16 protein-coding genes are annotated in these 15,879 nt (G+C 43.6%); 11 read left to right on the top strand and 5 right to left on the bottom strand.

Translation table 11 applies throughout. From position 1 onward, the window contains the following. Positions 1-295: 295 nt before the first annotated feature. The 3 genes from HQR03_RS06690 to HQR03_RS06680 all read right to left on the bottom strand — a co-directional run bounded on the left by HQR03_RS06690 (position 296) and on the right by HQR03_RS06680 (position 4,489). A complete protein-coding gene (locus HQR03_RS06690; RefSeq protein ID WP_173239621.1) occupies positions 296-2,254 on the bottom strand; it encodes a bifunctional metallophosphatase/5'-nucleotidase in 1,959 nt (652 codons plus the stop codon). 55 nt (positions 2,255-2,309) lie between these two features. After that, a complete protein-coding gene (locus tag HQR03_RS06685; protein WP_173239620.1) occupies positions 2,310-2,966 on the bottom strand; it encodes a phosphatase PAP2 family protein in 657 nt (218 codons plus the stop codon). A 116-nt stretch (positions 2,967-3,082) separates the two neighbouring features. Continuing rightward, a complete protein-coding gene (locus tag HQR03_RS06680; protein ID WP_173239619.1) occupies positions 3,083-4,489 on the bottom strand; it encodes a glycosyltransferase family 4 protein in 1,407 nt (468 codons plus the stop codon). 221 nt (positions 4,490-4,710) lie between these two features. Between HQR03_RS06680 and tusD the strand changes: the two genes are divergently transcribed. The 4 genes from tusD (at position 4,711) to HQR03_RS06660 (ending at position 6,483) form a co-directional block, all read left to right on the top strand. Next, a complete protein-coding gene (gene tusD / locus HQR03_RS06675; protein WP_173239618.1) occupies positions 4,711-5,145 on the top strand; it encodes a sulfurtransferase complex subunit TusD in 435 nt (144 codons plus the stop codon). A gap of 67 nt (positions 5,146-5,212) precedes the next feature. Further along, positions 5,213-5,536 carry a hypothetical protein gene (locus HQR03_RS06670; protein ID WP_173239617.1) on the top strand — a complete coding sequence of 108 codons (324 nt, stop codon included), beginning with the start codon at positions 5,213-5,215 and terminating at the stop codon, positions 5,534-5,536. Positions 5,537-5,794: 258 nt separating this feature from the next. Next, complete coding sequence (locus tag HQR03_RS06665; protein ID WP_101211964.1) at positions 5,795-6,124, top strand: hypothetical protein; 330 nt, start codon at positions 5,795-5,797, stop codon at positions 6,122-6,124. Continuing rightward, positions 6,121-6,483 (top strand): TusE/DsrC/DsvC family sulfur relay protein, encoded by a 363-nt coding sequence (locus tag HQR03_RS06660; RefSeq protein WP_173239616.1) that lies wholly within the window; start codon positions 6,121-6,123, stop codon positions 6,481-6,483. Before HQR03_RS06665 ends, HQR03_RS06660 begins: the two co-directional genes overlap by 4 nt. Before the next feature lie 75 nt (positions 6,484-6,558). Here HQR03_RS06660 and HQR03_RS06655 read toward each other — a convergent pair whose 3' ends face one another. Beyond that, positions 6,559-7,122: a tRNA (cytidine(34)-2'-O)-methyltransferase gene (locus tag HQR03_RS06655; RefSeq protein WP_025652776.1), complete on the bottom strand. Its 564-nt coding sequence runs from the start codon at positions 7,120-7,122 to the stop codon at positions 6,559-6,561. Positions 7,123-7,498: 376 nt separating this feature from the next. Here HQR03_RS06655 and HQR03_RS06650 point away from each other — a divergent pair, with 376 nt between their 5' ends. Beyond that, entirely contained in the window at positions 7,499-7,639 is a 141-nt protein-coding gene (locus HQR03_RS06650; RefSeq protein ID WP_037025595.1) for an entericidin A/B family lipoprotein, read from the top strand. Between the two features lie 122 nt (positions 7,640-7,761). On the opposite strand, the gene hemW is transcribed toward HQR03_RS06650, so the two are convergent. Continuing rightward, positions 7,762-9,099, bottom strand: a complete 1,338-nt coding sequence (hemW, locus tag HQR03_RS06645) for a radical SAM family heme chaperone HemW (RefSeq protein ID WP_244951993.1) — start codon at positions 9,097-9,099, stop codon at positions 7,762-7,764. A 662-nt stretch (positions 9,100-9,761) separates the two neighbouring features. Here hemW and HQR03_RS14180 point away from each other — a divergent pair. The 6 genes from HQR03_RS14180 (at position 9,762) to accC (ending at position 15,787) form a co-directional block, all read left to right on the top strand. After that, entirely contained in the window at positions 9,762-9,959 is a 198-nt protein-coding gene (locus tag HQR03_RS14180) for an EVE domain-containing protein (protein ID WP_244951991.1), read from the top strand. Then, positions 9,908-10,240 (top strand): EVE domain-containing protein, encoded by a 333-nt coding sequence (locus tag HQR03_RS14175; protein ID WP_336217829.1) that lies wholly within the window; start codon positions 9,908-9,910, stop codon positions 10,238-10,240. The genes HQR03_RS14180 and HQR03_RS14175 overlap by 52 nt, the downstream gene beginning before the upstream one ends. Positions 10,241-10,435: 195 nt before the next feature. Further along, a complete protein-coding gene (locus HQR03_RS06635; RefSeq protein WP_173239614.1) occupies positions 10,436-11,476 on the top strand; it encodes a hypothetical protein in 1,041 nt (346 codons plus the stop codon). Positions 11,477-12,120: 644 nt separating this feature from the next. Continuing rightward, positions 12,121-13,488, top strand: a complete 1,368-nt coding sequence (locus tag HQR03_RS06630) for an MATE family efflux transporter (RefSeq protein ID WP_173239613.1) — start codon at positions 12,121-12,123, stop codon at positions 13,486-13,488. Positions 13,489-13,857: 369 nt separating this feature from the next. Continuing rightward, complete coding sequence (gene accB, locus HQR03_RS06625; RefSeq protein ID WP_025652782.1) at positions 13,858-14,286, top strand: acetyl-CoA carboxylase biotin carboxyl carrier protein; 429 nt, start codon at positions 13,858-13,860, stop codon at positions 14,284-14,286. 139 nt (positions 14,287-14,425) lie between these two features. Beyond that, on the top strand, positions 14,426-15,787 hold the full coding sequence (accC, locus tag HQR03_RS06620; protein WP_173239612.1) for an acetyl-CoA carboxylase biotin carboxylase subunit: 1,362 nt from the start codon (positions 14,426-14,428) through the stop codon (positions 15,785-15,787). Positions 15,788-15,879 lie beyond the last annotated feature (92 nt).

Below are 15,879 nucleotides of genomic sequence, written 5' to 3'. Positions count from 1 at the left end.
AACTTCCACTCTAAGTTTATTATTTTTTCTTACGAGGCAGTCACAGTATCAAGCAACTATCTTGCCGATGTCAATACTTGATACGAAACTGAGCACAGCGGTGAGCTGTAAAACCCCTTTATGACCAAGTCATTTATGACACGCACATGGTTATCTCGATTCAAGTCAAAGTCACGCAAGTAACATCAAAAAAAACCCCATAAGTTGAACACAACTTATGGGGGGTCATTTCACTTTAGGCGGGTTTTCTCAAATTATTAGCGCTCAATCAATGTACAAGAAAGCATGCACAATATTACAGGGCAAGCAAGTTACCTTGTGCTGTGATCACTGTTTTGTGAGAATACTCACTTCGTTCTGGACGCTCGATGACGCTCACTCTTTCGACATAATCGATAAACGACTGGGTATAGAGCAGCTTCGTGTCTTCCACCTTGGTTTTATCAGCAAAAATCGGACCTAGCGTCGTATAGCCATCACGACCTTCAGCAATATAATCATTGGTCACCATAGTATAGAGGTGGTTAAGATCAATTGGCGACCAAATACCAGTGGTACGGTCACGTACCTCGACCGCTTTTACACGCCTGCCTTTGGCTTGCGTCATATCTAAATCCCAGCGTAAACCAGCAGCATAAGGATGCGACCCTGACGAACCTTCATTATCCTTATGATTGGCGATAGCCTCTTCTAACGTATCGATGACTTGTTTGCCTGAAATATCCAGATTTACCAAAGTATTACCGAATGGTAGCAGCGTATAAGCGTCATTATAGGTTATGTCTCCAGCCTCGATAGTGCTGCGCACACCGCCTGCATTTTGTAAGGCGAAGTCTGCACGCAATGCACCATCTAAAAAGGCGCTGGCAACTATTTGTGCAATATCACTACCCCGAGCCGAACTTGCTGTATTTTCACAGCCGGCAATATCTTGCGCGCGCGTGGTGCCCGGCACACGCACCAAGCATAACGACTCTGTGGCACGTCCAAGCTTTTTAGACAAATTATCATCTAACAAATCAGTATAACTTTGCAGTACTGCCGCAGATTTAGAATCTTCCATATAAGGAATGATTAAATCTTTACTGAGTAAGTCAGACTTACCTGCTAATAGTTTTTGTAATACAAGCTGATTTTCGCCCTCACTTAGCGTGTGAAAGGCTGCGGTGGTCTCATCATACGTCTCAAACTTTTGTGACACAGGAATAACGGCCGACCCGCTACAACCTGTCACATCACCGTGTTTATCGAAACTAATGTCCATAAGCCCAATCGCCTTAGTGTATTCCCATGCTTGACCCACACAAACCGTTTTGCCCTCTTTATTTTTTAGTACTGTCGGATAGCTTCCTTGTGCACCAAAAGTATCATCCGCCGTCTTACCATAGCGAGTAAAATCCCCTAGCAAAGTATGTGAGTCGCCACCAATAATGACATCAACACCTGAGAGCGCAGTAGCCAATTTTTTGTCGTTTTCGTAAGTATAATGTGTGAGCAATACAATATGCTCAATCCCTTTGTTTTTTAACTCATTGATGTAGTTTTGGGCAGTGGTTGTTTCATCCAAAAACTCTGTTGTAGACAAAGGTCGCGATGAGTTTTGGGTTTTTCCTTTGATATCGATACCGATGATCCCAACCTTTACCCCTTCTTTTGTGGTTTTGATAGTATAAGGCTGAATATAGTCATCCACTTGGCTCAGTGCCAATGGGGTGCCAACTGCTGGCTTTACATTGGCGCTCAACACTGGCGTTTTGCACCCATTAGGGTTGCCCTCTGTGCCGTGTAACCTGTCTATAAAACGCTTGAGCCCTTCATCGCTCTCGTCAAATTCATGATTACCTAAAGCAAAAGCATCAAAGCAAATCGTATTCATCATGTCGGCATCGGCTGCACCTTTATAAAAACTAAAGTAACGTGTGCCGGTAATGGCATCGCCTGCATGTAACTTTAAAAAGTTTTTATCACTGTAAGTGGACTCAAAATCATCAAAAGCAGTTTTTAGACGGGCAAACCCACCGCGCTCGGCACGATAAGCAACCCCATCTAAGAAAAAGCTTTGCTCGCCTTCTGACTCTAGGTGAGAATGATGATCGTTAATATGAGCAATGGTAAGCGAGGTTGGAACAAACACAGATACATTGTCTGATGTATTGTCTGATGTATTGTTATCGTCGTCATTACAGCCTGTTATAAAAACCATAGCGGCAGCCATACCTGCCGTTAATACAGTTTTTGTAAAAAAATCACTCATCTCTTTACTCTCCCATTAATAGTCAATGATTGTTGCATGTTATTTCCTAGCTCTACTAAAAACCCGACATACTTAAAAAAGGCAGGCTTTGGGCCATAAGCTGATGCAAACTGGTCATCCATAGTGACAGTACGTAGCCGATGCCAGCACCTACCAAGACATCAGTTGGATAATGCAGACCCAATACGATGCGAGACAATGCAACTAAGATGGTAAACGGCAACATAATCGGCAGCAGCTCTGGATAATAACTGCCAAGCGTGGCCGTAAACAGTACTGCTTGTAATGTATGGCCTGATGGAAAACTAAAAACGTCCAATGGTCGCTCGCCCAGCACAATCACTTGATGCACTTGATAAGGTCTTGGGCGTACGGTTTTCAGCTTTAGTATTTTGTAGGTTACAAGACCGCCTGCACTAAGTAGTATGGTCACCACCAGTGGTAGTATCGCTGAGACACCATGTGCAGCCAAAGCAATGAATAGCATCACATACCAAAACCACCCATCCCCTAATCGACTGATACCCTTAAAAAAGGTGGCAATTAGGTAATTTGTTGAGTAACGATTTATGTGGATACATAAACTGGTATCCCACACGATGAATTGATTGAAGTAAATGGCCCATGCTGGGTTTTTGGGAGAAAAAGCATGTCGCTTGATTGACGAATTGGTTGTCTTATTTTTTGGTGGCTTGACACGATTACGTTTCATAGCTTATCCCCTCAAATCAGATCATGCCCGTTTATTCGCGAATACAACGGGCTCAGACAATGCATCTTGCGTTATCACTCCACTCCTTATTACAGACTGGCTGTTGATCACTAAATTTATCGTTTCTTCTTGCCTTCAGTTCCCGTAGATGCGGTGGCGCGCTTAGCGATGACATGATAAAACATGGCGAGCATCTGATTGGTAGGGCGTTGCCACGAAAAGCCAGAGACACCACTCACCGACTGTTTACCTTGCTGTTTTAATACCGTCAGTGAGGGTAAGTTTGCCACCATATCTATAAATGCTTGCTGCATGCCCAACGTGGCAAGCATTCCTTTATCTTTTGTCACCAACATGCCAGCCGCGGCATCATCAAACGCATAAACAGGCATACCACTGGCCATCGCTTCGACCACCACATTACCAAAGGTTTCGACCTGACTGGCAAACACAAAAGCATCTGCACTGGCATAGTGGTGTGATAGCGCTTGGCCTATTTGAGTACCTGCAAAAATAATATCCTCACCACCCTTTTTTGCCAGTGTCTCTAGCCGTGTGCGATCAGGACCATCTCCGACGACCACTAGCTTTACCGCACGTGTTGGCTGTGTACGCTTTAGCGCATAAAAACTTTGGATGACCAAGTCGATGCCTTTTTCTGGAGACAATCGGCTAACCACCATCAATACCGTATGCTGATGCCGTGCGCCCCACTGCTCTCTTAACGTGGCGCTTTGGTGCGCAGGATTGAATTGTACCAAATCGACACCTCGGCCCACTTCATACAACCGGTGAAAGCCGGTATCAGCTAACTCATTTAGAGTTTGCTTATTTGGTACACAAGTGGCTTGCGATGTATTATGAAACCATCGTAAATAAGCCATCAGCGGCGTTGATAGTATGCCTAAGCCAAAGTGTTTACTAAAATTATGAAACTGCGTGTGATAGCCTGTTGTGACGGGGATGTTTAGCTGTTTGGCCACCAGTAGAGCCGCAAAACCAAGCGGCCCCTCTGTAGCCACATGCACGATATCAGGCGTTAGTGCTTGGCACGCTTTTTTAATCTGAAAATAACAGGGCAACCCAAACTGTAGGCTTGAGTACTTAGGAATAGACATTCCGCCAACCTGAAGCTCATCTGTCACAAATGCTGGTGCCGTGGCGAAGTTATCTACTATTGATGGCTGAGCTGGCAGCGAGTTTGGTGCCTGCAGCGTGGTCGTGGTTTGATGAGGGAGCTGTTTTGGTTTGGGTCGAACCAAGCTGATTTTATGACCCATCTGAACCATTTGCATCATGAGACGCTGCAAGCTCATGGCCACACCGTTGACATCAGGCCACCACGTCTCAGTTACCAATAAAATATGCAGCGCGTCAGATCTGCGATGGTTTGATAGCTGCCATGACGTTGGTTCATCGGTGCTCGAAGGCTTATCAAGATCGGCTAAATATACATCGCCATTCGCTGCTATCGATGGTTCGTTAACATAGGTCTTTGTCGCCATACCATCAAAAATCATCATGAGCGTTGGCTCGTCATTGCAAGTTTTTGTCGTATTTATATCACTACACTACGTCAGTCACTTTACAGTTTGATGACATGCAAATATCAATGATGCCGTTCATCAGCATGACACCTTGAGAGACAAGATCGCCGCCCTAATGTGAGCAGCAGTTAGAGCTTGCCTCGATAGGCAAGGCAAGGTAGCATACTACTCTAGCATACTGATCAATAAGACCCTCTATGACAGCCAACAGCCAGCTATTGCTCATTACAGCCGATCCCAGTCATCCGCTTGCCCAGTTAGCATTGCGTTATGCTCGCGCTTATCTTAAGAGCACAGTCATGAATAATGAGACAGCGGATAGCGATGCTTCTAAAAAGAAGACTACCTTAAGTGTGTTTTTTTATGCAGATGGCGCCCACACCGCCAATCGCTTACGTTGGCAATCAGCCGAACAAATCGACCTCACTCAACAATGGCAAAATCTGGCTAAACAATATCAATTGCCATTACCTGTTTGCGTCAGCACTGCTCTCAGTCGCGGCGTCAGTGATAGCGAAAACGGTACACGCCATCAGCTCGAAGGAGACAATCTAGCAGCAGGATTTAGCTTGGTCGGGCTGAGTGAGCTGGCAATGATGATGCAAAGCAACTGTCGCCTCATACAATTCTAGCAGCGCATTATTAACAGCGACTTCTTTGACGACAACTGTTTGAGACCTCCACCCTTTGGAATAAACCATGAAATTACTGATTCAGCTGCGTACACCGACAGAAATGGCAAGTTATGAAGGTTGCGCCCTCGCTTTAACCTTGGCAACGTTTGGACACGACGTCCAGCTGTACTTAGATGCCCCTGTCTTTGGTTTATTAATGCAACCAACATCGCGTTTACATGGCATGATTCAATCGCTTGAGCTGTATGATATGCCAGCGGCGTGGCTACCTGCGGATGTATTTAGTGGATGGCTCACCGGTATGTTGCCGGCTGATTTGGCTAGTCAATTAACTTTGATGCCTGAGGTCATTGATTCCCAAGACTTTGAGCAAATACTCAATTTTTAATACCACAACGCTGTTTTTAATATCACAACGCTATCAAACGATAGTATTAGATGACGCAATTCTAGGGCGTGTTTTCATTTTAAAAATGAGATAAATTGCCATCAAACAAGAAAAATAGTGTAGATAATATCAAGATATTAACCAGCTATTTGATGATTTTTGGCAAGATTTAGCCATTTTTAGCCCATTTAGATGACTATCGAGTGAATTAAAGACACGCTCTAGCCAATCAAAATATAACCAGCAATCGGATCCATTATGGCCACCTTATACCAGTTACATAGCAGCATGGAAAAGCTCGAACGCAGCACAGAAGAGCTATCACGCACTTGGCACGCGGGCGACAGTATCCTCTTACTGGGCACGACTGTCGCTTTTATTGATTGGCTCAATGCCTCTTTAGGTGAAAATGATATCGATGGTATTGCGGGTATTTATGCGCTCTCCGATGATGTGGCACAGCTAACGCCGAACATAGTTACGCAGCTCAACCTAGCGGCCAAGCTAACCGGTCTGCTAACGGATGATGAATGGGTCACTCTGACTCAAGACAGCCAGTTTGATAAAGTGGTGACGGTTGCCTTATGACTAATGATGTCCTTAATACCGCTACCACGTCTGCTGAAACGGCAGATAATATTGCGCTCGATCAAGACGGCCATTTATGTGATCACACTATTTGGTCACCTGCGATTGCACAGCAGTTGGCAAATACGCTAGATGTCAATTTGACAGTGGAACATCTAGAGATTCTGCAACAAGTGCGAGCCTTTTTTACTAAGTTTAATCACGCGCCAGCGACAAGACCGCTCATTAAGTGGTTACAAAAGACCTTACCAGAGCACGATATTAGCAATCAAAAACTCCAGCAATTATTCAATACTGGCTTGGTCGCCCGTCATGTCAATCGTCTTGCTGGACTACCGAAGCCGCCTAATTGCTTATAAAGTAGCACTGATTGCTGCTCGCGTTCAGACGTTTAAAGCATGACTTTCAGTAAAAATCAATCAGTATATCAGCCGCTACTTTGGGTCATAAACCGTTAGCGTGTCATACCCAACACTGCGACCTTCATCACCCATAAAACCCTGCTGACGCCATATCTCATACAGACATATTGCCACGCTATTGGACAGATTCAAGCTGCGTGAATCTGCCAGCATAGGCAAGCGCAACCAATGATCAGCGCCGATACTTTCACGAATATCATCCGCCAATCCTGCTGTTTCAGAGCCGAATACTAAAGCAATATTGGGGGGCGATGTCAGCGCATCTTGCTCATTGTCAGCAACTTGCCCACTAAAATTATACTCATAAAATGGCTTGCTCAGCTTGGTGGTCAATGCTGTGATGACATGACAGTCCGATGCTATAAGCGCCTGCCTAGCAGCTGCCCAATCGTCATGTACTTGCAGATGGGCATACTCATGGTAATCCAATCCTGCACGGCGTAGTTTTTTGTCATCAAGCTCAAATCCTAATGGCTTAACCAAATGCAACTGCGCCCCACTATTGGCACATAAACGAATAATATTGCCAGTATTACTGGGCATTTTGGGTGCTACCAGCACGATATGAATAGTCATTATCACTCCATCAATTGTCTGAACATCATTATTTTAGTGCTATCGCCAATCCTATATAAACAGATTTAGCTATCGGGCTCGTTCAACCCACTACTGCTAGTAGCTTTTGCTAATGGATTCGCTCGTTGTCTTTATATAAAAATTACCTTGAATGGAATATATATGCCAAGCGTAATCAAAAGTTACAGTTTACTGGCAAAAATTACATTTTGATACTGGGCACAGATTTTAACTTTCTTTATTATGGCTTTACTGGATTGCGAGATAATATACACACATTGTTGTCGTATCCTGTAATCCTTCAGTGAGGCTTAAGCAAACTGCTTAGCATCGCTGTTGTTATTTATAACCACCTATCTATTTTGAGGAAATTATTATGAAAAAATTAATCATTGCATCTTTGACGGCTATGTTTGTATTGACTGGTTGCAACACTTTTAAAGGTCTAGGTCAAGACGTATCTAGCGCTGGCGATGCTGTAACTGGCGGTGCTCAAGACGTACAAAACAAAATCTAATTATTCATTTATTAGACTTGTTTTTAAAAGGCTTACCATTTGTTTGGTAAGCCTTTTTTTGCTTTGTTACATTATTTCTTTTAAGTAGTCATTTCAGAATATCTAAAATAAGCAGTTTTCTATTATAAGAACGCTCTTAATATTTGGTTGAGGTATCTGCTGCCTAATGCAGTCGGTTTTAGATACTGACGATCATCCACGAGTAACCCCTGCTTGATTAGTTTATTGATTTGCTCAGCGATACTGTCATAGCAAAGCCCTGTTCGAGCCTCAAACAATGCCCATGACACCCCAGCATGTAAACGTAGTGCATTGAGCATAAATTCGCTGACCAGCTCATCACTATCAATCTGCTGCCAACCAATCATTTTTGGGAAATTCTGGCTGGTGTTAGATGGGTCAGTAATATCTTGATAGTCGACATAATCCTTCGGTAAGCGTGACTTACTAAAACGATAAATACCTGATTCTGCTAATAACTCACTGCTTTGACCTTCATACTTTTCTAACGCTTTAAATGTATTTTCGCTTAATAGTGCCACTTGATTACCTGATTGCTTATTATCGCCTGAATCTTTATTATCACCTAATTCGTTATCATCTGACTTGTTATTAGCAACAGTCACCTTACCATGAGCACCTGCGCCAATCGCCAAATAATCACCAAACTGCCAATAATTGACATTGTGGCGGCACGGCTTATCGGAAGCGCCAGACCATGCCGACACTTCATAATTATCGTAGCCCAATTGCAGTAGCAATGCCTGACCGGCTTGCTCAATATCAGCGAGGCTGTCCTCATCTGGCAAAATAGGCTGATTGCGATAAAATACTGTGTTAGGCTCAATCGTTAGCTGATACCATGAGATATGGGTCGCGCCAGCAGTGTGTGCGGTTTGAATATCATTTAGTGCTTCGGTTAAACTTTGCTGCGGCAAGCCATGCATCAAGTCGACATTGACACGCTCAAACCCAGCACTCCGTGCCGCCTTAATGGCTGATAACGCTTGCTTGGGATCGTGTATGCGCCCGAGAGTTTTAAGCTTATCTGCAGCGAAGCTTTGCACGCCAATCGACAAGCGATTGATACCAACATCCAAATACTGAGCAAATGGCGCATGTTCAAGCGTACCCGGATTGGCTTCCATCGTAACCTCAATGTCATCTGCGAATATAAAACACGCACGCAAGCCAGCAAATAAACGCTGATACTGCGCAATCGGTAGTAGCGATGGCGTCCCACCGCCAATAAATATCGAGCCAATCTCACGTCCTTGAGTCAACGGCTGCTGCATTTGAGCATCCAATAACAACGCATCGACGTATTCGTCATACATCGATAGCTGACTGTTTACTGGTAGCTCATGCGAATTAAAATCGCAATACGGACACTTCTTTACACACCATGGAATATGAATGTAGAGGGCTAATGGAATATCCATCGCACTTATATCCGTCATATGATCATCGCTATTGATAATATTAACGTCATCACTCTCTTTTAAATGGCTTTCAGATTCAGTTTTGGGCATAGATAGACTTATTGATTATTGAGCTATTATTATACAGTCGGTTCACCATAGTTTAGATACAAGGAAGGCGCGTAAAAATAATACAAATAGTAGACTAAACGAGCCTGACACCGTATCTGACTTATGTAGGATTGACTATAGCTATAAAAAGTATCGCTAGGATAACGGTTAGAAGCCTTAATGAAAAGCATCATGACAACAAAATAACTCACAAAATCCATGTTAATACTGGCATCTGACAGGCAATATAATCGTTACTGATAAAAATTGGTTACTAGGGCGTGTTGAACATTCAAATATTAGGACTGCTGATAGATAAAATCGTCCCAAACCTTTTATCAAATCAGGCGTAAACCGACGATAATGTCGAGGCCTTAGCTAGGTTTACAACAACGTTTGGGGTGATTTTAGTATCAGCCTTTCAGGGCAGGGCTATTTTTTGCCAATACATGGCGAAATTGTCTAACCTAGAATGACTAGGCGTCAAAAATTTCACTGCGTATTGTCTAAAAAATAGCCACTGCCAGTGCCACATTTGAATGTTCAACAGACCCTAATAAACCATCGCTAATAATAAAGGAATACAAGATATGGCCTATTGGCTTATGAAATCAAACCCAAAGTTTTTTAGTATTCACGATTTGCAACGCTTAGGCACAGAAGGTTGGGATGGCGTGCGCAACTATCGAGCCCGTAACTTTATGCGCGATGATATGCAAGTCGGTGACAAGGTAAGGTGTTCTTTTATCACTCTAGCGCCAAGCCTTCTGGCGTTGCTGGTATCATGACCGTCAGTAAAGCCGGCTATCCGGACCCCACACAGTTTCATCCGGAACATCGTCACTACGACCCTATCGCCACCGAAGATGAGCCAAGATGGTATATGGTAGATGTCACCTTTGAGCAAGCGTTTATAGAAGTATTGCCCTTATTAGAACTCAAGTTTTTGCCTGCACTTGAGGATTCATTATTGCTTAGAAAGGGCTGTCAGCAGCTAACCGTCATTCCTCTAGAGCCCAAGCACTGGCACGCTATTATAGAGATGTCGGATCATATGGATTTATTGTGAGATGATTTATTGTCAGATGATGATCATCTTGGGCGGTAACTATTGGGTATACTTTCTCTGACATCAATTAACACTTATCCCTGCGCTCGTCGTTTAAATTTTGCTATATTTATTAGCAGATAACAACATCTCCATACTCAACAGTAATATCTCATCTTTTTATAACTATCATATTTCAATTATCAGGACTCGTTTATGAGCGCACCCAAACTAGTATTGTCTTTATTAACCGTTAGTATGCTTGGCCTAACACTGAGCGCTTGCGGCAGTGATGGCGATAAGGTCAAAGAAGAATACGACCGCGTAGAAGATCAGGTTAAAAACGAATACGATCGTATAGAAGACAAAGTCAAAGAAAAATATAAAGAAGCCGAAGATAAGCTGACTGATGACGAAAAAAGTATGGCAGAGATTTTAGAATCTGTGTTTTTACCAGAGGAATCATTTGATAATTTCTTAGACAAGCTCACTCCAGAAGGCGGACGAGGCGGCTTATATGTCGGACACTTCATCGAGCTAAACGACGGTGATAGTAATGACATCGATATTGGTGCGGTCTACTTCGATATCAGTGAGCAAGGTGCGGGTAGCGTCGATGGCAGCTTTAGTTATCAGCAGCAAGCTTGCCAAGAAAACAACGCTTTGGGCATCAACTCAGGGCTAAAAGTCGACAACTATATCGCTGGCAAAGTGACTGGTAGCCTCGATACCTTGGAGTTTTTGGACGTTAAATATGTCAGTGACTTAGGCTTAGAGACACCAAACTTGCTCACCACTTTTGCAGGTAGCTTTGAGGAAAAACAAGCGGGCTCACCGTGGAAAGGCAGTTTTGAATACCTAGATGGCTTAGGCGGGCAAAAACTGTCCAGCGGTGAGGACAATTGCAAAGTGACTTATACGTTAAGCGATCGCGCCAATTTTACCACTTATCCGCTCGATTATGACCTTGGTAAAATGAACCTCGATGTAACGGGCAATGGTAGCCAAAAAATCGTCACTTGGCAAAACCCCATCAATACTCAGCACCTATTGGTCAGTCAAATTGATGTTAATAAAGCCGAGTCTGGCGCTAATGGTTACGTGCAAAACTTAGTATTGAGCAATCGTGAGACCCAGTTTACACCTGTGATTCCTAATAGCTCAACCAACTACGCTATTGTAGTGCAAGCGTTTGATGCTAATAATAAGTTGATCGGCTATCAAGCAGTGGTACAAGATTTGCCAGAATCCCTGTAGGCCTAAGCCATGTAAAATTCTGGATATAGGCACAATGTTATATGAATCTAGGCACAATGTTATAAATGTTATAGATGTCGCTCAGCATTATAAAACCTTCCTAAAACGTTGACATACTTGTCTGGCTTCTTTACCATCCTATCTACTTATGACCTGTCAATCTATCACTTGAATTGACGGGTTATTTTTATTTAAGTGTCTTCACTTTTAGTATCATATTTTTATTCTAATACTTAGGGTCTGTTGAACATTCAAGTGTGGCACTGGCAGTGGCTATTTTTTAAACAATACGCAGTGAAATTTTTGACGCCTAGTCGTTCTAGGTTAGATAATTTCGCCATGTATTGGCAAAAAATAGCCCTGCCCTGAAAGGCTGATACTAAAATCACCCCAAACGTTGTTGTAAACCTAGCTAAGGTCTCGACATTATCGTCGGTTTACGCCTGATTTGATAAAAGGTTTGGGACGATTTTAGCAATCAGCAGTCCTAATATTTGAATGTTCAACAGACCCTAGTTTATATAGACTTTCTCGTCTTATTAATCGTCGCTACAACACTCCGGTTACTGTCTCGCTATTGAGTGGTTGATGGCAGTATTTGTCTATCAACACTAACCACCGTGAATCATAAAAAGTTGCTAATTATGGCGTTGCCAATATCCTTTACTGATTTTAAAAGCTACAGTTTACGCTTAGGCGTGCTCGCCTTACCCATCTTGATTACTCAGTTTTGCCAAGCGGCACTGGGTGTCGTCGATGCCATCATGGCAGGTCAGGTTTCTGCCCTTGATTTGGCGGCGGTCGCTGTTGGCTCTGGTATCTGGCTACCATTATTTTTATTAGCGACAGGTATTTTAATCGCCACTACCCCTCTCATTGGTGAAGCAATTGGACAAAATAAACACAGCCAAGTACCTCATATCACCCAGCAGTCTTTATGGACAGCAGGCGTCATCGGTATTCTTGGGTTCATTATTGTCAATCTTGCACCCAATGTTCTTGGTATCATGGGTGTCCCTGAGAATATCCAACCAATAGCGTCGCAATATTTACATGGGGTGTCGTTTGGTTTCCCTGCACTGGCGGTCTATGCCGTGCTACGTAGTTATTGTGAAGCGCTTGGGCGACCAGAGCCCGTGACCATCATTAGTATCATTGGCCTACTCGCTGATATCCCGCTCAACTATATCTTTATCCATGGTCTGTTTGGTATGCCAGAAATGGGCGGTGCAGGCTGCGGGGTCGCAACGGCACTGGTATTATGGATAAACGTCTTATTATTGGCCACTTATACCAGCTTTACTAAGCGCCAGCAATTTGCCAGCACGCGCTTCTTTTATGGTTTTGCGAGACCCAATCGCACGCAGATAACAAAACTGCTGAAGCTTGGCATTCCAATTGGTATCTCTATATTTTTTGAAGCCAGTCTGTTTAGCTTGGGCGCTCTTGTTATTAGTCCATTGGGTGAGCTGGCCACCGCGTCGCATCAAGTCGCATTAGCGGTAACCTCGCAGCTGTTTATGATACCGATATCCGTTGCCATGGCGTTGACTATTATGATATCGAATCGCTTTGGTGAAAAGAACCTACTCACGCTGCGCCATGTGCAAGCGACTGGTCTTATCTGGACTGTCCTGATTGCCTTCGTGTGTATGCTGGGTATTTGGCTGTTTCGCCCACAACTGGCAGCGGCGTTCACAGACAATGTAGAAGTCAGAGCACAAGCCATGCACCTCCTCATCTTTGCGCTTGCTTATCAACTATTTGATGGTTGGCAGGTCAATGTCGCGGGCATACTGCGCGGCATGCAAGACACCACAATACCAATGTGGGTCACGCTATTTTGCTATTGGTTGGTTGCCTTGCCCCTTGGCATCTATTTGGTGCGTTTCACCGATGTGGGCGCGCAAGGGTTTTGGATGGCCTTAATCACTGGTCTTTTCTTATCTTCGATTCTGCTCACCCTGCGTCTACGCTATCAACAAAAGCGCCTCAGGATACTTTGGGCTTAAAGTTGCTATAGTCGGTTCAATATAATTTAGATACAAGGAAGCCGAGCGAAAGTACTACAATTAGTAGACTAAGCAAGGCTGACACCATATCCAACTTATATAGGATTGACTATATCATTTTTATCTAATTTTAGTCTTTAGTAAGTAGCGTCTAGTAACCAGTACTGGCGCTACCTCGTCACATAGACTATGATAAATCATTAGCATTTCTTACTCACAAGAAAAGCTTACGTCAAAATATGTAAAATTTCTCAGTTAACAACTGTACATTGATTGCTCATTGCCGCGAATCTAGGTATCATTAGCAATTACTTAGACAATATTTCGTTACACTATTTCTCGAATTTAGTACAAGGCATTATAAAAATTATGGATATTGAAAAAATACGTACCCTAATCGCCCTCATGGAAGAAAGTGAACTGGTCAATTTAGAAATCAGTTCAGATGATGAGCATATTAGCCTAACGCGGCACTACGATACGCCAGCGCCAACCATGATGGCTGCGCCTGCTGCTGGAGTAGCACCTATCGCAGCTGACGCTAAACCGGCGGTAAAAGCTGGTAGCGTTGAGACGTCGCCAATGGTCGGTGTTTATTATTCAGCCCCTAGCCCGAATGATCCGCCGTTTGTGAAGGTCGGACAAAAAGTGCAAGCGGGCGATACGCTTGGTATTATCGAAGCCATGAAAATCATGAATCCCCTTGAAGCGACTCAAAGTGGTGTCGTTGACGAAATCTTGGTAGATAACTCTGAAGTCGTACAGTTTGGTCAGCCTATCATTCGCTATAAAGCGTAATAAGATTCGCCATACTTTACATCGTTATGATTGACATTGCGCTATTAGTCATCGCACCCCATCATTGCATTTGATGATGCCCATCGATGACTGATATAGCGACTGCATCATTAACTGCCGCTTCGACAAGGATGACCCCATGATAAAAAAACTGCTCATCGCCAATAGAGGTGAAATCGCTCTACGTATTGTTCGTGCCTGTAAAGCGCTAGGAATCGAAACTGTAGGCGTTTATTCAACAGCTGATGCTAACTTAATGCACCTGCGTTTCGTTGATGAAGCCATCTGTATCGGCAAACCCAATGCCAATCAAAGCTATCTTGATATTAATACTATTTTGACAGCAGCAGAAATCTCTGGTGCTGATGCTATCCATCCCGGCTATGGTTTTTTGTCTGAGAACGCTGAATTTGCAGAGCGTGTTGAAGAGGCAGGCTTAACCTTCGTCGGTCCTAATGCGGATCATATTCGCCTGATGGGTAACAAAGTCTCTGCTATTAATGCCATGAAAAAAGCAGGCGTCCCTACCGTACCTGGCTCTGTTGGAGCAGTGACGTTACATAATGCTGAAGAGCAAGCACGTAATATCGGTTTTCCACTGTTGATCAAGGCGGCCTCTGGTGGTGGTGGTCGTGGTATGCGAGTGGTTGAACGCTTTGAAGATATTATCGGTCAAGTACAGGCGGCAAAGCAAGAAGCTGAACTATGGTTTGGTGATGATACCGTCTATATGGAACGCTACCTACAAAATCCGCGCCACGTCGAAGTACAAGTACTGGGCGATGGTAATGGTAATGCAATCCATCTATATGACCGTGATTGTTCATTACAACGTCGTCACCAAAAAGTATTAGAAGAAGCCCCTGCCCCTGATATTCCTGATGATGTGCGTGAACCTATCTTAAGAGCGTGTGTCAAAGCTTGCGAGCTTGTTAAGTATCGCGGTGCTGGTACGTTTGAGTTTTTGTTTGAAAATAACGAGTTTTTCTTTATTGAGATGAACACTCGGGTACAGGTAGAGCATCCAGTTACCGAGATGATTACGGGTATTGATGTCGTCGTTGAGCAGCTAAAGATTGCGGCAGGTTATGGTTTGTCTTACCGTCAAAGCGAGATCGAAATTCAAGGTCACGCGATTGAGTGCCGTATAAATGCTGAAGATCCAGCGACCTTTATGCCTTGTCCGGGTACCGTCAATCAGTTGTTTGCGCCAAGTGGTGCTGGTGTTCGTTTTGACTCTCATCTCTATCCCGGCTACGAGATACCAACCTATTATGACTCGTTGATAGGCAAACTGATCTGTCATGGGCAAACTCGCCAGCAAGCGATTTCCAAGACGCTACACGCACTTGATGAATTGGTGATTGAAGGTATCAAAACCAATATACCGATGCACCGTGATGTGATTTTAGCGGATGATAAGTTTGTGCAAGAAGCACAAAACATCCACTATCTAGAAAGAGAATTATTGACCGCGCAGAAAGGCAAAGCAGCCTCTTAATTCACAACTTTCGTTTTCTGCAAAAATAAAGCGAACCGCTATTAGCATTGATATCCCCATTAAAGAACCCGCCATCTTAGTAGATAGCGGGT

Source organism: Psychrobacter okhotskensis (genome assembly GCF_013248965.1).
GTDB lineage: Bacteria > Pseudomonadota > Gammaproteobacteria > Pseudomonadales > Moraxellaceae > Psychrobacter > Psychrobacter okhotskensis.
The sequence above is the reverse complement of the archived record's forward strand: the minus strand, read 5'-3'. Positions and strand labels throughout refer to the sequence as shown.

Coding starts and splice junctions, on each gene's coding strand:
- HQR03_RS06680 (WP_173239619.1), bottom strand. CDS start 4,489: ATGATGATTTTTGATGGTATGGCGACAAAGACCTATGTTAACGAACCA.
- accB (WP_025652782.1), top strand. CDS start 13,858: ATGGATATTGAAAAAATACGTACCCTAATCGCCCTCATGGAAGAAAGT.
- tusD (WP_173239618.1), top strand. CDS start 4,711: ATGACAGCCAACAGCCAGCTATTGCTCATTACAGCCGATCCCAGTCAT.
- HQR03_RS06660 (WP_173239616.1), top strand. CDS start 6,121: ATGACTAATGATGTCCTTAATACCGCTACCACGTCTGCTGAAACGGCA.
- HQR03_RS14180 (WP_244951991.1), top strand. CDS start 9,762: ATGGCCTATTGGCTTATGAAATCAAACCCAAAGTTTTTTAGTATTCAC.
- hemW (WP_244951993.1), bottom strand. CDS start 9,099: ATGACGGATATAAGTGCGATGGATATTCCATTAGCCCTCTACATTCAT.
- HQR03_RS06630 (WP_173239613.1), top strand. CDS start 12,121: ATGGCGTTGCCAATATCCTTTACTGATTTTAAAAGCTACAGTTTACGC.
- HQR03_RS06650 (WP_037025595.1), top strand. CDS start 7,499: ATGAAAAAATTAATCATTGCATCTTTGACGGCTATGTTTGTATTGACT.
- HQR03_RS06635 (WP_173239614.1), top strand. CDS start 10,436: ATGAGCGCACCCAAACTAGTATTGTCTTTATTAACCGTTAGTATGCTT.
- HQR03_RS06655 (WP_025652776.1), bottom strand. CDS start 7,122: ATGACTATTCATATCGTGCTGGTAGCACCCAAAATGCCCAGTAATACT.
- HQR03_RS06690 (WP_173239621.1), bottom strand. CDS start 2,254: ATGAGTGATTTTTTTACAAAAACTGTATTAACGGCAGGTATGGCTGCC.
- HQR03_RS06685 (WP_173239620.1), bottom strand. CDS start 2,966: ATGAAACGTAATCGTGTCAAGCCACCAAAAAATAAGACAACCAATTCG.
- HQR03_RS06670 (WP_173239617.1), top strand. CDS start 5,213: ATGAAATTACTGATTCAGCTGCGTACACCGACAGAAATGGCAAGTTAT.
- accC (WP_173239612.1), top strand. CDS start 14,426: ATGATAAAAAAACTGCTCATCGCCAATAGAGGTGAAATCGCTCTACGT.
- HQR03_RS06665 (WP_101211964.1), top strand. CDS start 5,795: ATGGCCACCTTATACCAGTTACATAGCAGCATGGAAAAGCTCGAACGC.